The sequence below is a fragment of the Streptomyces sp. P6-2-1 genome (genome assembly GCF_050613165.1).
GTDB lineage: Bacteria > Actinomycetota > Actinomycetes > Streptomycetales > Streptomycetaceae > Streptomyces.
Window position 1 is genome coordinate 180,395 of sequence record NZ_CP192513.1, and the last position, 23,464, is coordinate 203,858.

The window sequence follows — 23,464 nt, forward strand, 5'->3', positions numbered from 1 at the left end:
GATGTGACCGCGTGGAGGGCTCGTCAAACCCGAAACCTGCCGAGCGGGTGTCGCACAGATACGCGGGTCACGCGGCGGGGGCGCACTCGGACGAGCAGCCGGAGAGGGAGGAGGTGGCGGGTGCGCAAAGCCGCGACGGTCGTCCCGGGCACGCCGATCGCCACGCCGTAGGCGGCCACGCCGCCGTACTCGCTGTCGAGGTCGTCGACGAGGTGCCGGACAACGGCCTCGGGGGCGCGCCCGTAGTGCTCCCGGCCGGGCTCGCGGCCCTCGTCGCGCGCGGACCGGTCGGCGCGCAGTGCCGCGGTGGCGTGCTCGGTGAGGGCGAAGTCGGCTGCGACGGTGTCGTGGTCGACGCCGAGAAGGGTGAGGACGAGCGCGGCGATGACGCCTGTGCGGTCCTTGCCGGAGGCGCGGTGGAAGACGACGGGGCCCTCGGCGTGGGCGAGGACGTCGAGCACCCGGGCGATCTCCTCGCCGCCGTCCGTGAGGATCTCGCCGAGCTTGCCTGCGAGGTACCGCCAGGGATCGGGGAGTGGTCCTGTGGCCGCCTGGTCCCCGGGGCGGTGCTCGATGCCCAGGTGGCGGAAGGCGAGACCGTCGCGTGCGGGGACGCGCCCTGTGCGGGCGAACTCCCCGTCGTGGCGCAGGTCGACGACGGTGCGGATGCCGAGCGCGTCGAAACGCTCGCGGTCGGCGGCGGCCGCGGGCTCGTGGAGCTTGGCGAGGTTGTCGGAGCGGTAGCGGACGCGGGGCCGGGTGAGATAGCCCCCCCCGGGGGCCCGATAGCCGCCCAGGTCGCGGAAGTTGTGCAGGCGGTCGAAGGCGAGGTGTGTGTCCACGGTCCTCGGCCCTGTGCGCCGCCCGGGGGAACGGCAGCGGTAATTCGCTTGCGGGGGCCGCCCGCTCGGCCGCACCATTCCCCGGTCCGCTTGAAGGCCCGTCAGGGCCCCCGCGGCCGTTCGCACCCGTATCCGTTCCGTTCGAGGAGGCCCCGCCATGCGCCGAGCGCACTGGTTCGTTCCGCAGGCCATCGCCGTTCCTTCCGACCTCACGGAGCACCTGGGTGCACTCGCACAACCTTCGGACGGCCCCTTCGCGGGCCCTCCTCAATCTCGGCGTACTCGCCCACGTCGACGCCGGTAAGACCAGCCTGACCGAACGGCTCCTGCACGCCGCTGGGCTGCTCGACGAGCCCGGCAGCGTCGACGCGGGCACGACCCGTACCGACTCGCTCGACCTGGAGCGGCGGCGCGGGATCACCATCAAGGCGGCCGTCGTCTCCTTCCCGCTCGGCGACCGCACCGTCCATCTCGTGGACACCCCTGGCCACCCCGACTTCATCGCGGAGGTCGAGCGGGTCCTCGCGGTGCTGGACGGGGCCGTCCTCGTCGTCTCCGCGGTCGAGGGCGTGCAGCCGCAGACGCGGGTGCTGCTGCGCACACTGCGGCGGCTCGGCATCCCCACGCTGCTCTTCGTCAACAAGATCGACCGGCGCGGGGCGCGCGAACTGCTCGGTGAGCTGCGCGCGCGGCTCGGCCCCGGCGTCGTGCCGCTCGGCGTGCCGCACGGGGCAGGGACGCCCGGCGCTCGTTTCGTGCCCTACGCGCCGGACGAGCCCGCGTACACCGAGGCGCTCTGCGAGGTGCTGACCGCGCACGACGACGCGCTGCTCGGCGCGTACATCGACGGCGGCCTGTCCCCCGCGCGCCTCGGCCGTGAACTGCGGGGCGCGGTCGCCGCCGCACGGGTCCACCCCGTCCTGTACGGCTCGGCGCTCACGGGCGCGGGGATCGAGGAGCTGCGCACCGCACTCGCGACGCTGCTGCCCGCCGCGCGGGGCGATGCCGGGGCGCCGCTGTCGGCCTCGGTCTTCAAGATCGAGCGCGGGCGGGGCGGTGAGCGCCGCGCCTACGCGCGGCTGCACGCGGGCACGCTCTCCGTACGGGAGCGGGTGCCGTACGGAGACGGCAGGAGCGCCGTGCTCACCGGGCTCGACGTCTTCGCCGACGGCGGCCCCGCGCCCGCGCGCGAGGCGCGTGCCGGGCAGATCGCCGTCGTGCGCGGACTGCCCGGCATCCGCATCGGCGACCGCGTCGGGACGGGCGCCGCACCCGGCGCGGTCCCCGCGGCTTCGGGGGCGACGGCCTTCGCGCCGCCGAGCCTGAGCAGCGTCGTCGTGCCCGAGGGGCGCTCCGACGCGCTCGCGCTGTGGCCCGCCCTGAGCGAGCTGGCCGAGCAGGACCCGCTCATCGGCCTGCGCCGCGACCCGGCACGCGAGGAGATCTCCGTCTCGCTCTACGGCGAGGTGCAGAAGGAGGTCATCGCGACGACGCTCCTGGAGGAGTACGGGGTACGGGCCGGGTTCAGGGCCAGCCGCCCGCTGTGCGTGGAACGCGTGCGCGGTGAGGGGAGCGCGGTGGAGGTCGGGGAGCGGGACGGCAATCCCTTCCTCGCCACGATCGGGCTGCGGGTAAGCCCGGGGGCGCCCGGCAGTGGCACGGTCTTCCGGCTCGGCATCGAGCCGGGTTCGCTGCCTCCGGCGTTCCTCAAGGCGATCGAGGAGACCGTCCACGCGGTGCTCGGCGAGGGACTGCGCGGCTGGCCTGTCGTCGACGGCGAGGTGACGCTCCTCCGTTCCGGCTACTGGCCGCGCCAGAGCCACAGCCACGCGGTCTTCGACAAGTCGATGTCGTCCACGGCGGGCGACTTCCGGCTCCTGACGCCGCTCGTGCTCATGTCGGCGCTGCGCGCGGCGGGCACGGTCGTCGAGGAGCCCGTGCACCGCTTCCGTTTGGAGGTGCCCGGCGAGGTGTACGGGGCGGTGCTGCCGCTGCTCGGGCGGCTCGGCGCGGTTCCGGGCGCCCCGCGCGCGGCGGGCGGCACGTACACCGTCGAGGGCGAGGTCCCGGCGGCGCGCGTGCACGAGCTGGGGCGGCTGCTGCCGGGCCCGAGCCGGGGTGAAGGCGTCCTGGAGACGGAGTTCGCCACGTACCGTCCCGTGCGCGGGCAGGTCCCCCGGCGTGCGCGCACCGACGCCGATCCGCTGCATCGCGAGGCGTATCTGCTGCGGGTCGTGCGCGGCGTGCCGGTGGGGGGAAGGCGCTGAGGTCCGGCACGGGTGCTCCGGGCATGGTCCGTGGCACCCGTGCGGGCTTGTTAGTCTTGGCGGCGACGAAGGGGAGTAGTCCCGCGATACCGGTATGTCGACATACTGGCCACGCGTGCGCCGGACGGCGGATGCGGGGCCCGGCGACCGGGCCGCCCGTCGCGACGGGCGGTGGACGAGACCTTCGGCCAGGCAGGACCGTGCCCGCGACCCCGTGGGCGCGTTCGTCGTGCCGTGGCCGAGTGGTCCTTCCCGCCGGGCGGCGCACGGATCGCGGCCGCGGCCCCGTTCACGAAAGACCGGCACCGCTTCGATGTCTCTCGATCCGCTCGCCATCGTCACGGCCTTCGGCCTCATCTTCCTCGCCGAGCTTCCCGACAAGACCATGTTCGCCTCGCTGGCGATGGGGACCCGGATGCGGCCCCTCTACGTGTGGCTCGGCACCTCCAGCGCCTTCCTCGTGCACGTCGTGATCGCGTGCGCGGCGGGGAGCCTCATCGGGCTCGCGCCCTCCTGGATCGTCTCGCTCGTCTCCGCGCTGCTCTTCGGTTTCGGCGCGGTCCTCCTCCTCCGTGCGGACGCCGGGGACGACGCGGACGACGAGGACGCGGCGAGCAGTCGCACGGTGACCGGCTTCTGGCCCGTGTGGACGACCGCGTTCATGGCGGTCTTCATCAGCGAGTGGGGCGATCTGACGCAGATCACCACCGCGAATCTCGCCGCCTCGCGCGGCACGCTCTCGGTCGCCATCGGTGCGTGGGCGGCGCTCATGAGCGTGTCGGCGCTCGCACTGCTCGCCGGGCGGTTCATCGCGAAGCGCGTGCCGCTCAAGACGGTGCAGCGGATCGGCGGGATCTGCATGGCGGGTCTGGCGATCTGGTCGCTCGTGGAGATCTTCGTGGGGTGATCCTCACGGGGCGGGGACCACGGCGTGAGGATCACGGGGAGACCCGGGCGCTCCGGCCGGGCCGCCCGTCCGCCGGCACGGACGGGCGGTTCAGGCCGGGGCCAGCCTCAGCTGGATCTCCTTCTCCTGGTCGCCCGAGGCCGAGCCGAGCACCTCGACCGCGTAGACCTCGTCGAGGGCTTCCTTGAGGTCGGTGACCGCGTGGTAGCCGCCCTGCGCGGTGAGATCGAGCGCGGCGTCGATGCGCATCGGTGAGGTGTGGCCCCTGCGGTCGGAGGTGTCGAAGGTGGCGCTCCAGACCGTGGGGCGCTCCCCCGGTGTCTCGCTCGGGGTGTCGCTCGCCGCGCGGTCGGTGCCGAAGGCTCCGGCCAGGGCGGTGAGGACCGCGTCGGCGTCGCGCGCCGAGCAGTCCTGAAGCTCCACGACGACCTGTGCGGACTGATCCTGATCCATGATGGTGCTCCCGTCGTCAGGGCACGGTGGCCTTTCCCCGCTTCTCCTCCAGCGTGCGCCGCCGGGCACGGCGGCGCGACCGGGGCCGTCAGCCGCTGGATTCCTGCGGCGCGGGCCCCGTCCCGTGGGCGTCCCCCGTGTGCGGGTGGCCACGGCGTCCCGTACCGCCCTCGTCGGTGTCGGGCACTTCCTCGCTGCCGTCGCGCGAGGGGGGCGGGGCCACGTCGAGCGGGTCCTCGCCGGGGGTGCGCTGCTGGTCGGGCAGGTCTCTGGGCACCGGGGGGCGGCCGTGCTCCCCGGGGGCCTTCGGCGGTTTCTCACCCATGCGCGTCTCCTCAGTCCAGTCCCCGTACGACGTTCCCCGCGGGCCACTCGGGGTCGGGCGGCTGCGGGGCCTCGGCCTCCGCGTTCTCCTGCCGCGGGTGGCCGCTGAGATGGGTGCGCACCTCGCCCTCGGGGGGCGGGGGCGGGGTGGGTGTCGGGGTGGGGTGCGCTGCGCTGTCGTGCACGGCGGCTCTCCTTTCGCTTCGCGTCCGGTGGGGACCGCGTTCGGGTACCCGCGCGGACGGCGGTCATACGAAAGCGCTGGTACGGAGCGGGAGGTGCGGGGCCGACGCGAGAAGGGCCACGAAACGCGGCCCCGCCGTGCCCTCGGGGGAAGAAGGGCGGCGGGGCCGCCGGCAACTCGGGCGACCGGGGGGAAGGTCGGTCCCGAGCGTGCGTCGAGGTGCTTGTGCCCCACCCATCCTCGCACAATCCTGTGACGTGAGTCACACGGTGTTCGCGGGCTCGTTCCGCGGCCGGCCGAGGAGCCCCCGGCAGGTGCCGCGCCGTACGTGGGCCAGGGCGTCGGCGGTCGTGCGGCGCCCGGTGAGGACGCGCAGCGCGTCCGCCGTCTCTTCGAGACGGCGGCGTGCGCGCAGGTCGGCGGGGGCACGGCGGACCCGCTGCGCTTGGTGGCGGTAGCGGCGGAGGAGGCCGTCGAGCAGCGCGTCCTGGGACAGGGACATGAGCGGGGTACTCCGGCGGGGAACCGCCGTGGCGTGCGGCGGGGCCCGGGGACGTGCTCCCCGGGACGGATACGGGAGGGGCACGGCCAGGAGACCGGCACCGCCGGTCATCCTCTCCCCCACCGGGCGCCCCCGCATCCCGTGCGCACCCGTCCGGTGGCAGGGCGCCGGTGTCGCCTCCGGCGCCCTGCCTGCGTCTGCCCCTCCCGGGACGGCCCGGGCGCGCGGTCAGGCGCGCACCCGGGCCGTCCCGGAGCTTCGCGGCTCAGCGCCGCAGCCACACCGCCGTGTCCGTGGGGAGCAGTCCGCCCTCGTCGAGCGGGCCGCTCGCGAGCAGGACGCGCTCGTGCGCGGGCAGCGCGACGGGCTCGGTGCCGAGGTTGACGAGGCACAGGAGCCCGCCGGGACGCGCGAAGGCGAGTACGCCCGGCGTCTCGGGGAGCCACTCGATGGGCCCGTCGCCGAAGCCCCCCTCGCTCGCGCGCAGCCGGATCGCCGCGCGGTAGAGCGAGAGCATCGAGCCGGGGTCCCCGGCCTGGACGTCGGCGGCGTAGGCCGACCAGCCGTCGGGCTGCGGGAGCCAGGGCTCCCGCGTGGAGCCGAAGCCGCTGTACGGCGCTTCGGCGGTCCACGGGAGCGGGACGCGGCAGCCGTCACGGCCGGGGTCGACGCCCTCGGAGCGGAAGTACATCGGGTCCTGGATGCGGTCGCGGGGGATGTCCGCCTCGGGCAGGCCCAGTTCCTCGCCCTGGTAGAGGTAGACGGAGCCGGGCAGCGCGAGCGAGAGCAGGGCGGCGGCACGGGCCCTGCGGGTGCCGAGCGCGAGGTCGCTCGGCACACCGAAGCGCTTGCGCTCGAAGGCGAAGCCGGTGTCATCGGCGCGACCGTAGCGGGTCACGGTGCGGGTCACGTCGTGGTTGCACAGCACCCAGGTCGCGGGGGCGCCCACCGGGGCGTGCTCGGCGAGGGTGCTGTCGATGGCCTCGCGGAGCTGGTCACGGTCCCAGGGACAGCTCATGAAGTTGAAGTTGAAGGCGGTGTGCAGTTCGTCGGGGCGCAGGTAGCGCGCGAAGCGCTCGGCGTCCGGCATCCACACCTCGCCCACGAAGACACCCCCGTACTCGTCGGCGACGCGGCGCCAGGAGCGGTAGATGTCGTGGAGTTCGTCGCGGTCGATGTACGGGTTGGGGTCGACGCCCTCGACGTAGTCGGGCAGCGCCGGGTCCTTCGCGACGAGGGCGGCGGAGTCGATCCGTACTCCGGCGACACCCCGCTCGAACCAGAAGCGCAGGACGTCCTCGTGCTCCTTGCGGACGTCGGGGTGGTCCCAGTTGAGGTCGGGCTGCTGCGGCGTGAAGAGGTGGAGGTACCACTCGCCGTCCTCGACCCGGGTCCAGGTCTCCCCCGAGAACTGCGAGGGCCAGTCGTTGGGCGGCAGTTCGCCGTGCTCGCCGCGCCCGGCCCGGAAGTGGAAGCGCTCCCGCTCCGGGCTGCCCGGGCCCGCCTTGAGCGCGGCCCGGAACCAGGCGTGCTGGTCGGAGACGTGGTTGGGGACGATGTCGACGATGGTGCGGATGCCCAGCGCGCGGGCCTCGCCGATGAGCTTCTCGGCCTCGGCGAGGGTGCCGAAGGCCGGGTCGATGGTGCGGTAGTCGGCGACGTCGTAACCGCCGTCGGCGAGCGGCGAGAGGTACCAGGGGGTGAACCAGATCGCGTCGACACCGAGTTCGGCGAGGTACGGCAGCTTGGCGCGGACACCCGCCAGGTCGCCGGTGCCGTCGCCGTTGCCGTCCGCGAAACTGCGCGGATAGACCTGGTAGATGACGGCGGAACGCCACCAGTCGGGCCCTGCGGGCTCCCGGGAGCTGCCTTCCATCGTTGTATGTCCTTTCGGGCGTCGGCGGGTCGTGCCCGCGGCGCCGTGACGTGGGGCGGTGTCATTCCCCAGTCGGTACGGGGGCGCCGGTACGGCGCCGGGCCGGTACGTCCTGGGCTGCGCGCCACCGCCCCCGCAGCGGGGTCGGAGGAGAGGGCGGCGGCGCGCAGGGCGGGGGGAGGGCTCCGGACCGGCCCCGCCGCGGGGGCCGGTCCTGTGCGGTCGTCAGCCCTTGGTGGAACCGGCGGAGATACCGGCGATGATGTGCCGCTGGAAGACCAGGAAGACCAGGAGCATCGGGATCGAGGCGATGACCATCGCGCCGATCTGCGTGGACTGCGAGATGTTCTGCGAGAACTGCACGAGCGCCACGCTGATGGGCTGCTTGTCGGTGTCCGAGAAGACCATGAGCGGCCAGAGGAAGTCCTGCCAGACCGCGACCAGGCCGAGGATGGAGACGACGGCGAGTACGGGCCGGGACATCGGCAGCAGGATCGACCAGAGCTGACGGAGCTTGCCGGCCCCGTCGATCTCGGCGGCCTCCAGGACGTCCCGCGGTATCTGGTCGAAGAAGTTCTTGAGCAGATACAGGTTGAAGGCGTTGGCGACGGCCGGGAGCCAGATGCCGAGCGGGTCGTTGAGCAGGCTCGTGTGGATGAGCGGCAGGTCGGCGACGGTGAGGTACTTGGGCACCAGCATCGCCTGGGCGGGCACCATGAGGGTCGCCAGGATGCCGCCGAGCACGACCTTGCCGAAGGCGGGCTTCAGCTTGGAGAGCGAGTACGCGGCCGCGGTGCAGAAGACGATCTGGAGTGCCCAGGCGCCGAAGGCCTGCACGACGGTGTTCCACAGGTGCGTGGGCAGGTCCATCTGGTCCCACGCGTCCGTGTAGTTGGAGAACTGCCAGTGCTCCGGGAACAGCGTGGGCGGCGTCTGGGTCAGCTCGTCCGCGGGCTTCGCCGCCCCGGTGACCATCCAGTACACGGGGAAGAGGAAGGCGAGCGCGAAGGCGATCACGATGAGCGAGAAGAACGTCCAGTACAGGACCTTGCCCTTGGTGCTGGCGAGGGCCAGCGGCGAGACAAGGGTGCGGATGGACGGCCCGTTGTCACGCTTCTCGCGGCGCTTGTCGCGGCGCGTGGGGGGCACGGGGGCCGCTTCGGTGGGCGGCAGGACGGCGGTCATCTGCGCGGTCTCCTCTCAGTCCTTGGTCCGGGTGAGCCACAGGTAAACCGCGGAGAACAGGCTGAGCAGTACGAGGAGCATCGCGCTCAGGGCGCAGGCCCCGCCGAAGTTCTGGTAGCTGAAGGCGTACTTGTAGATCAGGTAGAGCACGGTGGTGGTGGATGCCTCGGGGCCACCGCCTGTGATGACGAAGGGTTCGGTGAACACCTGCATCGTGGCGATGATCTGGAGGAGCATCAGCATGAGCATCACGAAACGCGTCTGCGGGATCGTGACGTGCCGTACGCGCTGGAAGATGTTGGCGCCGTCGAGTTCGGCCGCCTCGTACAGCTCCCCGGGGATGCCCTGGAGCGCCGCGAGGTAGATGAGGACGGTGCCGCCCATGTTCGCCCAGGTCGAGACGAGGACGAGGGAGACGAGGGCGGTGTCGGCGCTGAAGATCCAGTCCGAAGTGGGCAGATGGAGAAAGCGCAGGACCTCGTTGATCAACCCCGCCTCGGGGTCGTAGAACCACTTCCACAGCAGCGCGCTCACGACCGGGGGGATCATCACTGGGAGGTAGACGACGATCCGGAAGAAGCTCTTCGCGTGGCGCAGCTCGTTGAGGACCAGCGCCATGAGGAAGGGCACGGCGAAGCCGATGACCAGGGCGAACACGGTGAACATCGCCGTGTTCTTCCAGGCGGTCGCGAACTCCGGGTCGTGGAAGACCGCCGTGAAGTTGTCGAAGCCCACCCACTCCGGGTCGGAGCCGGGGATGTACTTCTGGAACGAGATGATGATCGCGCGGATCGCGGGGTACCACGAGAACACCGCGAAACAGATGATGCCCCCGATGAGGAAGGCGTAGGCGCGGAGGTTGTGGACGAGGGCGCGGCGCAGCCGGTCGGCGCGCCCGTGGCCCGCCGGGCGGGCCGCCCCCCTGAAGGCGGGGGGCGGCGCCGCGGCGGACCGCTGAGGTGCCTGAGCAGTCTTCATGGGGTGGTCAGCCTCGGGCGAGAATGCCGTTGATCTTGGTGTCCGCGTCCTTGAGGAGCTTGTCGATGTCGGCGTCCTTCTTGGTCAGGACGGAGGAGACGACGGCGTCGAGGACGGTGTAGATCTGCTGGGCGTTGGCCGGCTCCAGCTTCGGCTTGACGGTGTCGGCGCCGTCGATGAACGCCTGGTAGTTCTCGACCGGCATATTGGCGTACTGCTTCTTCAGCGCGAGGTCCTTCTGGTCGCGCTCACCGGTCCACAGGCGCGGCTCGGGCAGACCGACGGGGGCCTTGTTGTCGGCGGCGCGCTTCCAGTTGTTCAGGCCCTCACCGGGGGTGTTGGTCTGGAACTCCAGGAACTTCAGACCGGCCTTGATCTGCGCGGGCGTGGCCTTCTTGTTGAACATGTAGCCGTCGCCGCCGGCGAGGGTGCCCTTGCCGCCGGGCATGGCCGCGAGGCCGAGGTCCTCGTACTTCGCGCCCTTCTCCTTGACGAGGATCGGGATGTTGTCCGGGGCCGAGAGGTACATGCCGAGCTTGCCGGAGCCCATCATCTGCTGCACGTCGTTGATGATGAGCAGCTGCTTGCTCCCCATCGAGTTGTCGCGCCAGCGCATGTCCTTGAGGTTCTGGAGCACGGCCTTGCCCTCGGGGGTGTTGACCGCGGACTTCTTGCCGTCCTCGGTGACGAGGGAGCCGCCCTGCGAGTAGATCTCGGCGCCGAAGTGCCAGCCGCCCTGGTTCTGGGCGCTGTAGTCGGCGTAGCCGACGGTGCCGTTGCCGAGAGCGGCGATCTTCTTGGCGGCGGCCTGGACCTCTTCCCACGTGGCCGGGGGCTTGTCGGGGTCGAGACCGGCCTTCTTGAAGAGCGCCTTGTTGTAGATGAGGCCCATCGAGTAGTTGGTGCGCGGTACGCCGTAGACCTTGCCGTCGACGGTGTAGACGTCGCGCAGTTCCTGCCGGATGTCCTGGAACCACTTGAGGTCCTTGACGTACGGCGTCAGGTCGGCTGCCTGGTTGATGTCCACGACGTGCTTGGCGTCCGTGAAGTACGTGTAGAACACGTCCTCCATCTGGCCGCCGGCGAGCTTGGCGTCGAAGGTCTTGGGGTCCTGGCAGGGGAAGGCGTCGTGCGCGGTGACGTCGATGTCCTTGTTGGCCTTCTCGAACGCCGCGATGTCGTCCTCGAAGCTCTGCCGGTCGATCTTGGCGCTCTTGGGCGGCTCGCAGTTGACGGTGATCTTCGTCTTGCCGTCGGCGGAGCCGCCCTTGTCGTCGTCGTCCGAGCCACAGGCGGCAAGGCTTGTCAGCGCCAGGGCGGACACAACGGCGACGGTACAAGTACGGCGGAACCCGGAGCTTCTCATCGGTGGACCCCTCTAGGGATGGGAAACCCACAGCTGCTTCGCTGTGTGGCGGCGCTCACTCAATCACTAACCACGAATGTCCGCAAGATGTCGCCGCGATTTCGCAATTCTTTGACAGCAGCGTGGATGCGGCCGAGGGCGGAGAGGCGGACGGGTTGCTCGTACGCGACCGCCGGCCCCTCGTGCTCCCGGCCCGCGCACGGGCGTCGGACCGGGGCCCCTGAGCAGCGGGTTCGGCGGTCGCGCCCCCGCCGCGACCTGGCACGGCACCGGAAACGGCGGGCTCCGGGCCGAGCGGGACGACGGCCTCCACAGAGTGCCCCGGAATGTTTCTCCGCGGGGCGTGGAACGCGTCACTCCCCCCGCTCGTGGGCGACCGGATGGACACGCCCCGGAGTGCGCGCTCAGGAGCGAAGACCTGACGGAGACCGGACGGTGCTCTGAAAGTTACCGACTCCGCACTGTCCGGGGCCTTGACGGCGCGAGGCGTCTCGGACAAGGGGGGCGGTACGGGTTCGGGGCGGACGCCATGTTCCTGGTGTCCGCCCCGAGCCCGTACCGCCTGTCCCGAATCCGCCCCGCTTGTCCCGACCCTGTACCGCCCCGCCCGGCCTGTGCCGCGCGTCCCGTTCAGTCGTGGCGCGGGGCCTGTGCCGTGGAGCCGCGCACGACGAGTTCGGGTTCGAAGAGCAGCTCGCCCGGGGGCACGGTGCGCCCGCCGATCTGGAGGCTCAGGAGTTCCACGGCGGCACGGCCCATCGCCTCGATGGGCTGACGCACGGTGGTGAGCGGCGGCTCCGCGCAGTTCATGAAGGCCGAGTCGTCGTAACCGACGACGGAGACCTGCCCGGGGACGTCGAGGCCGCGCCTGCGGGCCGCGCGCACCGCGCCGAGGGCGAGCGGGTCGCTCGCGCAGATGATCCCGGTGACGCCCTGGTCGAGCAGGCGCGAAGCGGCGGCCTGTCCGCCCTCCAGCGAGAACATCGCACGCACCACGCGCTCGGGCGGGAGTTCGCTCCCCGCCGCGCGCGCGACCGCGCGGGCCATCACGAGCTTGCGCCGCGAGGGCATGTGCCCCTCGGGGCCGAGCACGAGACCGATGCGCTCGTGACCGAGCGAGGCGAGGTGGCGCCACGCCTGTTCGAGCGCCACGCCGTCGTCGCAGGAGACGGTACGGAAACCGAGGGTCTCTATGGCGGCGTTGATGAGCACCACGGGGATCTTCCGGTCGGCCAGGACCCGGTAGTGCTCGTGCGAGGCGTCGGCCTGGGCGTAGGCGCCGCCCGCGAACACCACCCCGGACACCTGCTGTTGCAGAAGGAGTTCGATGTAGTCGGCCTCGGAGACCCCGCCCTTGGTCTGGGTGCAGAGCACCGGGGTCAGCCCCTGCTGGGCGAGCGTGCCGCCGATCACCTCGGCGAAGGCGGGGAAGATCGGGTTCTGGAGTTCGGGCAGGACGAGCCCCACGAGGCGGGCACGCTCCCCGCGCAGCTGGGTCGGCCGCTCGTAACCGAGGACGTCGAGGGCCGTCAGCACGGACTGCCGGGTGGCCTCGGCGACGCCGGGCCGCCCGTTGAGCACCCGGCTCACCGTTGCTTCGCTGACCCCGACCTTCTTGGCCACCTGAGCAATTCGTCGCGTCATGACCGCAAGATTAACGCAACTCTTGCTCGGTATCCGACGTCGTGCGGTGATGTGTTTCCAGCGCGCACCCGAGCGACAGCACGCGCCGCACGGCACCGAGCGGCAGGTCGGCCCTCCTGGAAGCCCCCCGGAAGAAGGGCATGCGGAGCGGGGGAGGGAAACCGGCTGGTCCCGAACCTGGTGCCCGCAGGATGTACGACCTTCGAAAACTTCCACCACGTCAGCAGGAATTCACGAAACCTTGTTGATGCCTTGCTGTGACACGTACGACACACCTAGGGTGAGCCCCGCCTAGGCCGCCCCGCCGTGCCCACGGCGGGCGCCCCTCCCCCACAGGAAGGCGCACCACTCCATGCGTGCCAGCGACAAACGCACCGCCGCCCCTCATGACATGCCCATGACCATCTCCACCTCGCCTCGCCGTCGGCTGGTCCCCCTCGCCGTCGCCGTCGCGGCGGCGGCCACCACCGCGGCCCTGCTCGCCCCCACAGCGAGCGCCGCTCCCCGCCCCGTGGCGCCGGAACCCGCGGCGGCAGCGGCGGGCGCCTCGCTCCCCTTCACCTCCGTCGAGGCCGAGGACGCCGAGAGCGAGGGCAGCGTCATAGGGCCCGACTACACCCAGGGCACCCTCGCCTCCGAGTCCTCCGGGCGGCGCGCGGTCCGGCTCGGTGCGGGGCAGAGCATCACCTTCACCGCGCCCGCCGCGGCGAACGCGCTCACCGTCGCGTACAACATCGCCGACGGGCAGACCGGGAACCTCGCGATAGCCGTCAACGGGCAGGCGAGCGAGGCGAAGCTCGCGCTCACATCGAAGTACTCCTACGTGGACACCCCGTGGATCGCGGGCGCCACCACGCACCACCTGCTCGACAACGCGCGCGTCCTGCTCGGCCAGGACCTCGCGGCCGGCGACACCGTGACGCTCACCGCCTCCGCCGAAGTGACGGTCGACGTCGCGGACTTCGAGCAGGTCACCCCGGCCGCTACGCAGCCCGCGGGCTCGGTCTCCGTCGTCGACCACGGCGCCGACCCGAGCGGGCAGGGCGACGCGACGCAGGCGTTCCGCGAGGCGATCGCGGCGGCGAAGGGCGGCACGGTGTGGATTCCGCCGGGGGACTACGCGGTGAACTCCTCGCTCAGCGGCGTCGAGGACGTGACCCTCCAGGGGGCGGGGAGCTGGTACTCCGTCGTGCACTCCTCCAGCTTCATCAACCAGTCGAGCGCGGCCGGCGGGGCCCACATCAAGGACTTCGCCGTCATCGGCGAGGTCACCGAGCGCAACGACTCCAGCCCCGACAACTTCGTCAACGGCTCGCTCGGCCCGGACTCGTCGGTCTCCGGGATGTGGCTCCAGCACCTCAAGGTCGGGCTGTGGCTCACCGGGAACAACGACGACCTCGTGGTCGAGAACAACCGCATCATCGACACCACGGCGGACGGCCTCAACCTCAACGGCAGCGCGAAGAACGTCAAGGTGCGGCAGAACTTCCTGCGCAACAACGGCGACGACGCGCTGGCGATGTGGTCGCTCAACGCACCGGACACGGGCTCGGTCTTCGACGCGAACACCATCTCGCAGCCCAACCTCGCCAACGGCATCGCGATCTACGGCGGCACCGACATCACGGTGAGCAACAACCTGATCTCCGACACCAACGCGCTCGGCAGCGGCATCGCGATCTCCAACCAGAAGTTCGCCGATCCGTTCTTCCCGCTCGCCGGGACCATCGACGTCTCGGGCAACACGCTCGTGCGCACCGGCGCGATCAACCCCAACTGGCAGCACCCGATGGGCGCGCTGCGGGTCGACGCGTACGACAGCGACATCGAGGCGCAGGTGAACATCACCGACACCACCTTCACCGACAGCCCGTACAGCGCCTTCGAGTTCGTCTCGGGCGGCGGCACGGGCAAGGCGGTACGCAACGTGACGGTCGACGGGGCGACGGTGGACACGGCGGGAACCGTCGTCGTCCAGGCGGAGACCCCCGGCCAGGTGGCGATCGGCGGGGTGCACGCGAGCGGGGTCGGCGCGGCCGGCACGTACAACTGCCCCTTCCCTGAGGGCAGCGGCACCTTCACGCTCGACGACACGGGCGACAACAGCGGCTGGGACACGACGTGGGACGACTGCACGACGTGGCCCGAGCCGCGGTAGTGGCCTCTGCGGAGGCCCGTTGACGCGGCCCCGTTCCCGTACCGACTGGTGCGGGGACGGGGCCGCACCCGTCTCCCCTGCTTATTGCGAGACATCGTGCACCGCATGCGTGGTACTTTTTCGATACACGATGTCTCGAAATCAGTACGGGAAGGAACCTCCGTGACCTCCACCGTGGACCGCCCCGCCGTGCCCGCGCACCGGCAGGGGCTGGTGCTGGCCTGCCTGAGCGTCTGCACCGCTCTCGTCGTCGGCTTCGTCGCCGCGATCAATCTCGCCGTGCCCCGGCTCGCCGCTTCCTCGCTCCATCCCTCCGCCGACCAGCTCCTGTGGATCGTCGACGCCTACGTCGTCGTCTTCGCCTGCCTCGTCATCCCGGCCGGGGCCGCGGGCGACAAATTCGGCCGCAAGGGGACCCTGCTGACCGGTCTCGCCGTCGTGGCCGCGGGCGCGCTCGTCTCCGCCGTGGCACCGAACGTCGCTGTCATGCTCGGCGGCCGCGCGCTCACGGGTCTCGGCGCGGCCTGCGTCCTGCCGAACTGTGTCGGGGTCCTGCTCCACGCCACGGCCCCCGAGCGGCGCGGCCACGCCCTCGCGGTCTGGGCCGCCGCGACCGGCATCGGCGGGGTCGTCGGCAACCTGGGCGGCGGCGCCCTGCTCGGCGGCTCGTGGCGGGCGCTGTTCGTGGCCGTCGCCGTCGTCGCCGTGGCCTGCCTGGTCTGGGCGGCCGCGGTCACGCCGCGCAGCGCGCGGCACGCGCGAAGGCTCGACATACCCGGCACGGCCCTGTTCGTCGGCGCGGTGATCGCGCTGCTGCTCGGCATCATCGAGGGGCCCGCGAAGGGCTGGTCGAGCCTCACCGTCGTCGCCGCGTTCGCCGCCTGCCTCGTCCTCGGCATGGCGTGGGTCCTCACCGAGCTGCGGGTACGGCACCCGATGCTCGACCCGCGCCTGTTCCGCGAGGCGCGGCTCGCCGGGGCGGCGCTCGGCATGACCGTCGCGTTCTTCGGCAACTTCGGGCTCTTCTACATCAACGCCTCGCTGCTCCAGTACGGGCGCGGCTGGTCCGTGCTGCACGCGGGCGTCGGCATCATCCCCGTGACGATCCCGCTGCTCCTCGGCAGCCGTCACGTCCCCGCGCTCGTCAGGCGCTTCGGGGTGCCCGCGACCCTCTCGGCCGCCTTCGTGATCACGAGCGCGGGGCTCACCGGGCTCTCCTTCACGGCGGACCGCGCCTACCCGTGGTACGGCGCCTGCCTCTTCGTCGTCGGCCTCGGCATCATGCTCGCCGTGCCCGCACTGACCGCCGAGATCGCGGCCGGGCTGCCGCTGGAACGCGCGGGTATCGCGGGCGGTCTCCAGTCCGCGACCCGTGAACTGGGCAGCGCGCTCGGTGTCGCCGTCGTCGGCACGATCCTCACGGCGGGCTTCCTCCACCACCTGCCCGCCGGGCTCAGCCACGAGAGCCCCGCCCCGCGCACCGTCTCGCAGGCGCTGGCACTGGCCCCGGGCGAGCACGCCTCGATCACCGCGGCGTTCACGCAGGGGGCCGACACCGCGCTGCGCGCCGCCGCCCTCGTCACGCTCGTCGCCGGTGCTCTCGTGGTGGGGAGTGTCACGGGCGCCCACCGCCGGGCCCGCGCCGCGGCGTGAGGCGGCGGGAGTCCGTACGGCGGCACGGGAGAGGCCCGGGGCCGGGCGCGCGGCCCCGGGGGATCGCTACCCTGTCCGCATGACCGGTTCCGCCGCCCCCGGCCGCCCGCGCAGCGAGGCCGCACGACTCGCGGTGCTCCACGCCGTCGACGACCTGCTCGTGGACGTCGGCTACGCCGCGATGACCATGAAGGGCATCGCGGAACGCGCGGGCGTCGGCCGCATGACGGTCTACCGCTGGTGGCCGACGAAGGCGCACATCCTCATCGAGGCATGCGCGGCGGACGTGTCCAAGGAGCTGACGGTCCCGGACGACGACGCCGAGCCGGTGGAACAGCTCACCGCCTTCCTCACCGCGCTCGCCGCCTTCCTGACCGGCGCGGACGCGGGGGCCGCCTACCGGGCGCTGCTCGGCGAGGCGCAGCACGATCCCGAGGTGGGCAAGCTCGTCGCCGCGGCCGATCTGCTCGGCGGCCCGGCCCGCGAGGTGCTCGCCCGGGTGCGCGGGCGGCTCGGCGGAGTGCCCGAGGGCCCTTTCGCCGCGGCCGAGCTGTGCGGGCCCGTGGTGCTGCTCGTCATGGGCGGCTCCCCCGCGCCGGACGCGGCCGCCCTGCGTGCCCACGCGGCGCGGCTGGCGAAGGCGTGGGAGTGAGCGGACGGGCGCGCGGCCTCGTGCCCGCGTCCGGCCGTGGCGCGCCCGTTCAGGCGTAGATGCCCGGCATCGGCGCGCGTCGTACGGGGACCCGTTCGCCGGAGTGGAACGAGGCGATACCCGCTTCGGCGACGACGCTCGCGACGTACCCGTCCCACACGCTCGGACCGCTCGTGGGGGCGCCCGCGCGGACCGCGTCGACCCAGTCCCGCACCTCCGTGTCGTACGCGTCGGCGAAGCGTGTGAGGTAGTCCCGCGCGATCTCCTGCCCGGCGCCGGCCGCCGACTCGACGAGCATCGCGCGGTCCTCGCCGATGCGCGCGCTGCCGCCCTCGCACACGGCCTCGCAGCGCACCTGGTAGCCGAAGCCGGAGTTGACGTAGATCTCGACGTCGACGAGGGCGCCGCCGCTGGTCTCCATGACGACGAACTGCGGGTCGGTCAGGCCCTGCGGGGCGTGTGCGGTGGAGCGGGGGCGCAGCACGGTGACGGCGTCGATCTCCTCGCCGAGCAGCCAGCGGGCCGCGTCGATCTCGTGCGAGACCGAGCTGCCGATGAGCATCTCGGAGGTGAAGTACGGGGGCGAGGAGACGTTGCGGTGGGTGCAGTGCAGCATGAGGGGGCGGCCGAGTTTGCCGCCGTCGAGCAGGTCCTTCAGGGCGCGGTACTCGGGGTCGTAGCGGCGCATGAAGCCGACGCGCGCGAGCCGCCCGCCGCTCGCGGCCTCCGCTTCGGCGAGCCGCAGCGCGCCGCGCGCGTCGGGGGCGAGCGGCTTCTCGCACAGGACGGGCAGTCCGCGCTCGAAGCAGCCGAGGAGCGCGGCCTCGTGGGCCTCGGCGGGCGAGGCGATGAGCACCGCTTCGACGCCGGGCGCGTCGAGCGCGGCGAGCGCGTCGGTGTGCAGGGTGCACCCCGGCAGGTCCCCCGCCACTGCGCGCGCCCTGCCCTGGTCCGGGTCCGCGACGGCGGCGACCCGCGCGCCGCTCACCACCCGGTCGATGCGCCGTACGTGGTCGGCGCCCATGTGCCCGGCGCCGAGCACCGCGACTCCCAGTGCCTCACCCATCCGCTGGCCTCCTGACTGACCCTCGCGTGTCTGCCCGGCGGCCAGCGTAGATCACCCGGGGCCGCGCGCCGAGGCCCGCGGGGCGGCAGCGGGCTCCGGCGCGGGGGCGCGTACCGTCCGGTCTCCGGCGCGCGCACGGCACGTACCGTCCGGATGCCGGGCGCCCCCTGTCTGCGCCGACGTGGACAGGAGGAGGATAGGGACCTGTTCGATCGAGCTTCTTCCTTGGAAGGACATCAGAGCTCTTGAGGCAGAACCCTCCGCCCTCCGCGGTGCGGAAGCCGCCACTCGACCACGCCTACGTCGGTGAGCATCCGCTGCGCACACTGGGCTACCTGCTGCGCCCCGACCGGGGCCGGCTGACGCTCGCCGTGCTCGTCTTCGCCGTCAAGCACATACCCGTATGGCTGCTGCCGCTGGTGACGGCCCGCATCATCGACGTCGTCGTGGACCGCAAGCCGGTCTCCGAGCTGTGGTGGAACACGGCGGCCGTCCTCTTCGTCCTCCTTCTCAACTTCCCCCTCAACATGTACTTCGCCAAGCTGCTGAGCTTGTCGATCCGCCGCACGGGCACCGAACTGCGCGGCGCGCTGTGCCACCGCATGCAGCACCTGTCGATCGGGTACCACTCGCGCGTGAGCGCCGAGGTGCTCCAGACGAAGGTGGTGCGCGATGTGGAGGCGCTGGAGACGATGCTCCAGCAGACCGCCAACAACGGCCTGGGCGCGGTCATGACGCTCCTGGGCGGGCTCGCTGTCATCGGTTTCCAGGCACCGATCGCGCTGCCCCTCTTCCTCGTCGTGGTGCCGCTCGCCGCGCTGCTCGTACGGCGCCTGCGCGGCCGTATCCGCGCGGACAACGAGGCGTTCCGGGTGGAGGTGGAGCAATTGTCGGCCAGGGTCGGCGAGATGACCACATTGATACCCATCACGCGGGCCCACGGCCTGGAGCGCACCGCGCTGCGCCGCGTGGACTCCTCGCTCCAGCGGGTCCTGACGGCAGGTTTCCGGCTCGACATGCTGGGCGGCCGCTTCGGCGCGCTGTCGTGGATTCTGCTCAACGTGATGGCGGTGGCCTTCCTGTCGGGCTCGGCGGCCGTCGCGTACTACGGCCTCTTCGGGATCTCGCCGGGTGACGTCGTCATGATCAGCACCTTCTTCACGGGTCTGACGGCCTCGCTGACCGCCTTGCTCAACCTCATGCCGATCGTCTCGCGCGGCCTGGAGTCGGTGCGTTCGGTCGGCGAGGTGCTCCAGGCGCCCGACCTGGAGGTGAACGAGGGCAAGACGGACGCGGGCGAGGTGACGGGGAGCTTCACCTTCGACAAGGTGGGTTTCCGCTACCCGGACGCCGCCGAGCACTCGGTGCGTGATTTCAGCCTGTCGGTGCGGGCCGGTGAGACGGTCGCGCTGGTGGGCGGCTCGGGGGCGGGCAAGTCGACCGTGCTCAACCTCGTGATCGGGTTCATCAGGCCGACCGCGGGGCGCATCCTTCTCGACGGTGAGGACATCGCCGGCCTCGACCTGCGCACCTACCGGAAGTTCCTGTCCGTCGTGCCGCAGGAGTCGATCCTCTTCGAGGGGTCGATCCGCGAGAACGTCTCGTACGGGATGGACGGCGAGGTGCCGGACGAGAAGATCCGCGCGGCGCTCGCGGCCGCGAACGCGCTGGAGTTCGTCGACCGGATGCCGCAGGGCGTCGAGACGGTCGTCGGGGCGAGGGGCGCGCGCCTGTCCGGCGGCCAGAAGCAGCGGCTCGCGATCGCGCGCGCCCTCGTGCGCGACCCGAGGGTCCTCGTCCTGGACGAGGCGACTTCGGCGCTCGACAACCAGTCGGAGGCGCTCGTCCAGGAGGCCCTCGAACGCCTCATGCGCGGGCGCACGGTGTTCGTCGTCGCGCACCGGCTCTCGACGATCCAGGACGCCGACCGCATCGTGGTGATGGACCACGGGCGGCTCGTGGAGGTCGGCACGCACGAGGAGCTGCTCGCCGGTACGGGGCCGTACGCGACGACGCTCCAGCCGCGCGCGTACAGCCGCTGAGGGGGCCGTGCCGGGCCGTGCCCCGTGCGGCCGTACGGCTCCGCTCCCGTCGCCCGGCCGGAGGGTTTCGGGCGGGCGGCGGGAGACGGCGGGCGTCCCGGGGGAAGTGCCCGCCGTGTACCGGGCACCCGCCCGGCTCCCTGATGACGAGGAGCGGCATGACCGAGGAGCAGGCCCCCGCAGGAGTACGGGTCCCCGACACCCGTCTCGCGCGCGAGGCGACCGCGCTGGTGCGCGAGGCGACCGACGACCTGATCTACGACCACTCGCGGCGCGTGTACTTCTTCGGCGCGCTCCAGGGGCGGCGCAGGGGGCTGAGCTTCGATCCCGAGCTGCTCTACGTGGGCGCGATGTTCCACGACCTGGGGCTGCTCCCGCGCCATCGCGAGAGCGGGCGCCGCTTCGAGGTGGACGGCGCCGAGGAGGCGCGCGCCTTCCTGCACACGCACGGAGTCCCCGAGGACAGTGTGCGCAGGGTCTGGACGGCGATCGCGCTGCACACGACGCCCGGCATCCCGGAGTTCATGGAGCCCGAGGTGGCCCTCGTGACGGCGGGGGTCGAGTACGACGTCCTCGGCATCGGGTACGAGGACCTGACGGCCGGGCAGCGCGCCGAGGTGGTCGCCCTCCACCCGCGCCCCGACTTCAAGCGCCGCATCCTCGCGGCCTTCACCGAGGGCATCGCGCCGAAGCCGGAGACGACGTTCGGGAACGTGAAGGCGGACGTCCTGGAGCACTTCGTGCCGGGCTTCGAGCGGGGCGACTTCGTGACGCTGATCGAGAGTTCGAAGTGGCAGGACTGACACGGTAATTGCCGGGCGCCCGCATCGCACCTCACCCTAGTCTCGTCGGCATGACCACACTGGCGAACCGTCCCCGCACCGCGCTCCTCGTCGTCGACATGCAGAACGGGGTCGTGGCACGGGCCCATCGGCGTGACGAGGTGGTGCGGACGCTCGCCGGGCTCGTGGAGCGGGCGCGGGGTGCGGGGGCTCCGGTGGTGTGGGTGCGGCACCAGGACGGTGAGCTGGTCCCGGGCACCCCCGCGTGGCGGCTCGTCCCCACGCTCGTGCCGCTGCCGGGTGAGGCGCTGCTCGACAAGGAGTACGCGGACGCCTTCGAGGCGACGGAGCTGGAGTCCACTCTCGCCGCGGAGGGCGTCGGCCGGATCGTCGTCACGGGCGCCGCGACCGACGTGTGCGTCCGCTCGACACTCCACGGCGGCTTCGCGCGCGGCTACGACGTGACACTCGTCGCCGACGCGCACACGACGCAGGACACGGGCGCCGAGGGTGTCCCCGGGCCTGCCGCGATCATCGCGCACACCAATCTGTACTGGTCGCGGCAGGCGGCCCCCGGGCGGGCCGGGGGGACGGTCGCGGCGGCGGAAGTGGTCTTCACCGCCGGATAACGGGTTGCCCACGCGCCCGGGCGCGGAGAACACTTCCCCGCGTGTACTCGGACAGCGACGCCGCGGCGCTCTACGACCTGCTGAACCCCTGGGACCCCGAGCGGAACACCTGCGACGGCTTCTACCATCCTCTCGTCATGGGCGCGGACGCGGTCATCGACGTCGGGTGCGGTACCGGGGCCATGCTGACGCTCGCGCGGGAGCGGGGGCACCGGGGGCGGCTGCTCGGGCTCGACCCCGACGGGGCGGCACTGGAGCGGGCACGACGGCGGGACGACATCGCGTGGGTCGGGGGCAGGGCGGTGGACGCGCCGCGGGGTGCGGGTTTCGCCCTCGCGACCATGACGGGGCACGCTTTCCAGACCCTGCTGACCGACGACGAGGTACGGGCCTCGCTCGCGGCGATCCACGGCGCCCTGCGCCCGGGGGGACGATTCGCCTTCGAGACGCGGCACCCCGGGGCGCGGGCCTGGGAGCGGTGGACCCCGGCGAATCCGGACGACGTGACGGATCTGGTGGACGGTGCGGGACGGGCGCTGCGGTACGGACACGACGTCGACTCCGTCGTCGGGGACGTGGTGACGTTCCGGGGGGTTCTCACCGACACGGAGGGCACGGTGCTCCGGGTCTTCGGCGAGAGCCTGCGCTTCCTGGGGGTGGCCGCGCTGAACGGTTTCCTCGCGGGGGCGGGCTTCGTGGTGGAGGAGCAGTACGGGGACTGGGACCTGGCGGCGGTGGGGGAAGCGGGTCCCGAGATCATCACGGTCGCGCGGCGCCCGTAGCCGGGCGCAGGGCGTGAAACGCGACGCCCGCGCCGAGGTCGAGGACCGCGGCGGCGAGCAGAGCCGCCGTCAGGGAGTGGGCCGCCAGGACGCCCGCGAGGGTGGCACCGAGGGCGAAGGCCGTGATCTTGAGGCTCGCTCCGGTCGTGAAGACCTGGCCGCGCAGGCGGGGCGGCGCGTCCCTGTGCCGGATCGCGAGGAGCGCGGTGAGCTGCGGGCCCTCGCCCGCACCGGTGAGCAGGACGGCGGCGACGAGGGCCCACGGCGAGGGGATGGCGGCGAGCGGCTTCGCGGCGGCGAGGACCAGGACGCTCGCGCCGATGACCGTGTCCGGGGGCAGCGCGGTGGGCCTGCGCGCGAGGGCGGCACCCGCCGCGAGCGCCGACGCGGCGCTCAGTGCCAGGAGCGACGTGCCGTGCGCGGCGCCGCCGACGAGCCGCGCCCCGAGCAGCGGGGCGCAGGTGACGAACACGCCCTGCCCGGCGCAGGAGACCGTGCTCACGACGGTGGCGCGGGCGAGGGGGCGGGTGGTGCGCAGGGCGCGGACGCCCGCGCGGAGTTCGGCGCGCAGGCGGGGCGCGTGAGCCGGGGTGGTGGACGGCGGGAGGCGGAGTGCGGCGGGCGCGGCGAGGAGGACGAGGACCAGGGCCGTCGCGACGGAGACGGGCGCTCCCGCGAGGCTCGCGCACAGGCCCGCGAGGGCGGGGCCGAGGAGGCTCGCGGCCGTGAAGCCGAGCGCGTCCAGGGCGGCGGCGCGCGGGAGAGCGGCGGGCGGGACGAGGTCGGGGACGCGCGAGGTCCAGCCGCCGGAGAGGGCCGGGCCGAGGAGCCCGGTGAGGAAGGCGAGCGCGAGGAGAAGCGGGTATGGGGCCCGGCCGATTCCCAGGAGCAGGAGCGCGAGCCCGGCCGCGTACCCGGCGAGCGCGGCGGCGAGCACGTGGCCTGGGCGCGGTGCCCGGTCGAGCAGCGCGCCGAGTACGGGGCCGCCGAGTGCCGCGCTCAGGAGGAGCGCCCCGAAGAGGCCGCCCGCGCGGGCGGGACCCCCGGTGACCCCCAGCGCGAGCAGCAGCAGCGCGGGTCCCGCCATCTCGTCCCCCGTCCGGGCGAGGGCGGCGGCGAGGAGGTGGCGGGCGAGCGGGGACGGGCGGGGTGGCATGGCGGGGAGCGTAGGG

Annotated in this window: 21 protein-coding genes; 9 read left to right on the plus strand and 12 right to left on the minus strand. The window is 72.6% G+C overall.

Going from position 1 to position 23,464, the window contains the following annotated elements; genetic code table 11:
• Nucleotides 1-23: 23 nt before the first annotated feature.
• On the minus strand, nt 24-842 hold the full coding sequence (locus ACQYWQ_RS00755; protein WP_431031888.1) for a tyrosine-protein phosphatase: 819 nt from the start codon (nt 840-842) through the stop codon (nt 24-26).
• Nucleotides 843-1,066: 224 nt separating this feature from the next.
• On the opposite strand from ACQYWQ_RS00755, the gene ACQYWQ_RS00760 reads away from it, so the two are divergent.
• Complete coding sequence (locus ACQYWQ_RS00760) at nt 1,067-3,109, plus strand: GTP-binding protein (protein WP_431031889.1); 2,043 nt, start codon at nt 1,067-1,069, stop codon at nt 3,107-3,109.
• 313 nt (nt 3,110-3,422) lie between these two features.
• On the plus strand, nt 3,423-4,016 hold the full coding sequence (locus ACQYWQ_RS00765) for a TMEM165/GDT1 family protein (RefSeq protein WP_431031890.1): 594 nt from the start codon (nt 3,423-3,425) through the stop codon (nt 4,014-4,016).
• Between the two features lie 90 nt (nt 4,017-4,106).
• On the opposite strand, the gene ACQYWQ_RS00770 is transcribed toward ACQYWQ_RS00765, so the two are convergent.
• The 9 genes from ACQYWQ_RS00770 to ACQYWQ_RS00810 all read right to left on the minus strand — a co-directional run bounded on the left by ACQYWQ_RS00770 (nt 4,107) and on the right by ACQYWQ_RS00810 (nt 12,528).
• A complete protein-coding gene (locus tag ACQYWQ_RS00770; RefSeq protein WP_431031891.1) occupies nt 4,107-4,469 on the minus strand; it encodes a hypothetical protein in 363 nt (120 codons plus the stop codon).
• Nucleotides 4,470-4,557: 88 nt separating this feature from the next.
• The gene (locus tag ACQYWQ_RS00775; RefSeq protein ID WP_431031892.1) at nt 4,558-4,794 is read right to left on the minus strand and encodes a hypothetical protein; all 237 of its coding nucleotides are present in this window, start codon (nt 4,792-4,794) and stop codon (nt 4,558-4,560) included.
• Nucleotides 4,795-4,804: 10 nt separating this feature from the next.
• Nucleotides 4,805-4,978 carry a hypothetical protein gene (locus ACQYWQ_RS00780; protein ID WP_431031893.1) on the minus strand — a complete coding sequence of 58 codons (174 nt, stop codon included), beginning with the start codon at nt 4,976-4,978 and terminating at the stop codon, nt 4,805-4,807.
• A gap of 261 nt (nt 4,979-5,239) precedes the next feature.
• Nucleotides 5,240-5,479, minus strand: a complete 240-nt coding sequence (locus tag ACQYWQ_RS00785) for a DUF5133 domain-containing protein (protein WP_431031894.1) — start codon at nt 5,477-5,479, stop codon at nt 5,240-5,242.
• Nucleotides 5,480-5,744: 265 nt separating this feature from the next.
• The gene (locus tag ACQYWQ_RS00790) at nt 5,745-7,355 is read right to left on the minus strand and encodes a glycoside hydrolase family 13 protein (RefSeq protein ID WP_431031895.1); all 1,611 of its coding nucleotides are present in this window, start codon (nt 7,353-7,355) and stop codon (nt 5,745-5,747) included.
• 225 nt (nt 7,356-7,580) lie between these two features.
• Entirely contained in the window at nt 7,581-8,540 is a 960-nt protein-coding gene (locus ACQYWQ_RS00795) for a carbohydrate ABC transporter permease (RefSeq protein ID WP_431031896.1), read from the minus strand.
• A gap of 15 nt (nt 8,541-8,555) precedes the next feature.
• Nucleotides 8,556-9,518, minus strand: coding sequence for a carbohydrate ABC transporter permease (locus ACQYWQ_RS00800; protein WP_431031897.1), 963 nt, complete (start codon nt 9,516-9,518; stop codon nt 8,556-8,558).
• 7 nt (nt 9,519-9,525) lie between these two features.
• Entirely contained in the window at nt 9,526-10,884 is a 1,359-nt protein-coding gene (locus tag ACQYWQ_RS00805; protein ID WP_431031898.1) for an extracellular solute-binding protein, read from the minus strand.
• 630 nt (nt 10,885-11,514) lie between these two features.
• Entirely contained in the window at nt 11,515-12,528 is a 1,014-nt protein-coding gene (locus tag ACQYWQ_RS00810; protein ID WP_431031899.1) for a LacI family DNA-binding transcriptional regulator, read from the minus strand.
• Nucleotides 12,529-12,919: 391 nt separating this feature from the next.
• Between ACQYWQ_RS00810 and ACQYWQ_RS00815 the strand changes: the two genes are divergently transcribed.
• From ACQYWQ_RS00815 to ACQYWQ_RS00825, 3 genes are all read left to right on the plus strand, one after another.
• On the plus strand, nt 12,920-14,686 hold the full coding sequence (locus tag ACQYWQ_RS00815) for a glycosyl hydrolase family 28-related protein (protein ID WP_431031900.1): 1,767 nt from the start codon (nt 12,920-12,922) through the stop codon (nt 14,684-14,686).
• Nucleotides 14,687-14,848: 162 nt separating this feature from the next.
• Complete coding sequence (locus ACQYWQ_RS00820; protein ID WP_431031901.1) at nt 14,849-16,339, plus strand: MFS transporter; 1,491 nt, start codon at nt 14,849-14,851, stop codon at nt 16,337-16,339.
• A 79-nt stretch (nt 16,340-16,418) separates the two neighbouring features.
• Nucleotides 16,419-16,991: a TetR/AcrR family transcriptional regulator gene (locus tag ACQYWQ_RS00825; RefSeq protein ID WP_431031902.1), complete on the plus strand. Its 573-nt coding sequence runs from the start codon at nt 16,419-16,421 to the stop codon at nt 16,989-16,991.
• A gap of 49 nt (nt 16,992-17,040) precedes the next feature.
• Here the strand turns inward: ACQYWQ_RS00825 and ACQYWQ_RS00830 are convergent, their stop codons facing one another.
• Entirely contained in the window at nt 17,041-18,057 is a 1,017-nt protein-coding gene (locus tag ACQYWQ_RS00830; RefSeq protein WP_431031903.1) for a Gfo/Idh/MocA family protein, read from the minus strand.
• 245 nt (nt 18,058-18,302) lie between these two features.
• Here ACQYWQ_RS00830 and ACQYWQ_RS00835 point away from each other — a divergent pair, with 245 nt between their 5' ends.
• From ACQYWQ_RS00835 to ACQYWQ_RS00850, 4 genes are all read left to right on the plus strand, one after another.
• Nucleotides 18,303-20,099: an ABC transporter ATP-binding protein gene (locus ACQYWQ_RS00835; protein ID WP_431031904.1), complete on the plus strand. Its 1,797-nt coding sequence runs from the start codon at nt 18,303-18,305 to the stop codon at nt 20,097-20,099.
• 158 nt (nt 20,100-20,257) lie between these two features.
• Nucleotides 20,258-20,902 (plus strand): HD domain-containing protein, encoded by a 645-nt coding sequence (locus tag ACQYWQ_RS00840; protein ID WP_431031905.1) that lies wholly within the window; start codon nt 20,258-20,260, stop codon nt 20,900-20,902.
• A 50-nt stretch (nt 20,903-20,952) separates the two neighbouring features.
• Entirely contained in the window at nt 20,953-21,510 is a 558-nt protein-coding gene (locus tag ACQYWQ_RS00845) for an isochorismatase family protein (RefSeq protein ID WP_431031906.1), read from the plus strand.
• A 41-nt stretch (nt 21,511-21,551) separates the two neighbouring features.
• Entirely contained in the window at nt 21,552-22,292 is a 741-nt protein-coding gene (locus ACQYWQ_RS00850) for a class I SAM-dependent methyltransferase (protein ID WP_431031907.1), read from the plus strand.
• Here ACQYWQ_RS00850 and ACQYWQ_RS00855 read toward each other — a convergent pair.
• Nucleotides 22,270-23,448, minus strand: coding sequence for an MFS transporter (locus tag ACQYWQ_RS00855; protein ID WP_431031908.1), 1,179 nt, complete (start codon nt 23,446-23,448; stop codon nt 22,270-22,272). The two genes, ACQYWQ_RS00850 and ACQYWQ_RS00855, sit on opposite strands and share 23 nt — an antisense overlap.
• Nucleotides 23,449-23,464: the final 16 nt, after the last annotated feature.

Bases quoted from the DNA above. Each gene is read 5' to 3' on its own strand.
- ACQYWQ_RS00765 (WP_431031890.1), top strand. From the start codon at position 3,423: ATGTCTCTCGATCCGCTCGCCATCGTCACGGCCTTCGGCCTCATCTTC.
- ACQYWQ_RS00770 (WP_431031891.1), bottom strand. From the start codon at position 4,469: ATGGATCAGGATCAGTCCGCACAGGTCGTCGTGGAGCTTCAGGACTGC.
- ACQYWQ_RS00775 (WP_431031892.1), bottom strand. From the start codon at position 4,794: ATGGGTGAGAAACCGCCGAAGGCCCCCGGGGAGCACGGCCGCCCCCCG.
- ACQYWQ_RS00785 (WP_431031894.1), bottom strand. From the start codon at position 5,479: ATGTCCCTGTCCCAGGACGCGCTGCTCGACGGCCTCCTCCGCCGCTAC.
- ACQYWQ_RS00790 (WP_431031895.1), bottom strand. From the start codon at position 7,355: ATGGAAGGCAGCTCCCGGGAGCCCGCAGGGCCCGACTGGTGGCGTTCC.
- ACQYWQ_RS00795 (WP_431031896.1), bottom strand. From the start codon at position 8,540: ATGACCGCCGTCCTGCCGCCCACCGAAGCGGCCCCCGTGCCCCCCACG.
- ACQYWQ_RS00800 (WP_431031897.1), bottom strand. From the start codon at position 9,518: ATGAAGACTGCTCAGGCACCTCAGCGGTCCGCCGCGGCGCCGCCCCCC.
- ACQYWQ_RS00805 (WP_431031898.1), bottom strand. From the start codon at position 10,884: ATGAGAAGCTCCGGGTTCCGCCGTACTTGTACCGTCGCCGTTGTGTCC.
- ACQYWQ_RS00810 (WP_431031899.1), bottom strand. From the start codon at position 12,528: ATGACGCGACGAATTGCTCAGGTGGCCAAGAAGGTCGGGGTCAGCGAA.
- ACQYWQ_RS00815 (WP_431031900.1), top strand. From the start codon at position 12,920: ATGCCCATGACCATCTCCACCTCGCCTCGCCGTCGGCTGGTCCCCCTC.
- ACQYWQ_RS00825 (WP_431031902.1), top strand. From the start codon at position 16,419: ATGACCGGTTCCGCCGCCCCCGGCCGCCCGCGCAGCGAGGCCGCACGA.
- ACQYWQ_RS00830 (WP_431031903.1), bottom strand. From the start codon at position 18,057: ATGGGTGAGGCACTGGGAGTCGCGGTGCTCGGCGCCGGGCACATGGGC.
- ACQYWQ_RS00840 (WP_431031905.1), top strand. From the start codon at position 20,258: ATGACCGAGGAGCAGGCCCCCGCAGGAGTACGGGTCCCCGACACCCGT.
- ACQYWQ_RS00845 (WP_431031906.1), top strand. From the start codon at position 20,953: ATGACCACACTGGCGAACCGTCCCCGCACCGCGCTCCTCGTCGTCGAC.
- ACQYWQ_RS00855 (WP_431031908.1), bottom strand. From the start codon at position 23,448: ATGCCACCCCGCCCGTCCCCGCTCGCCCGCCACCTCCTCGCCGCCGCC.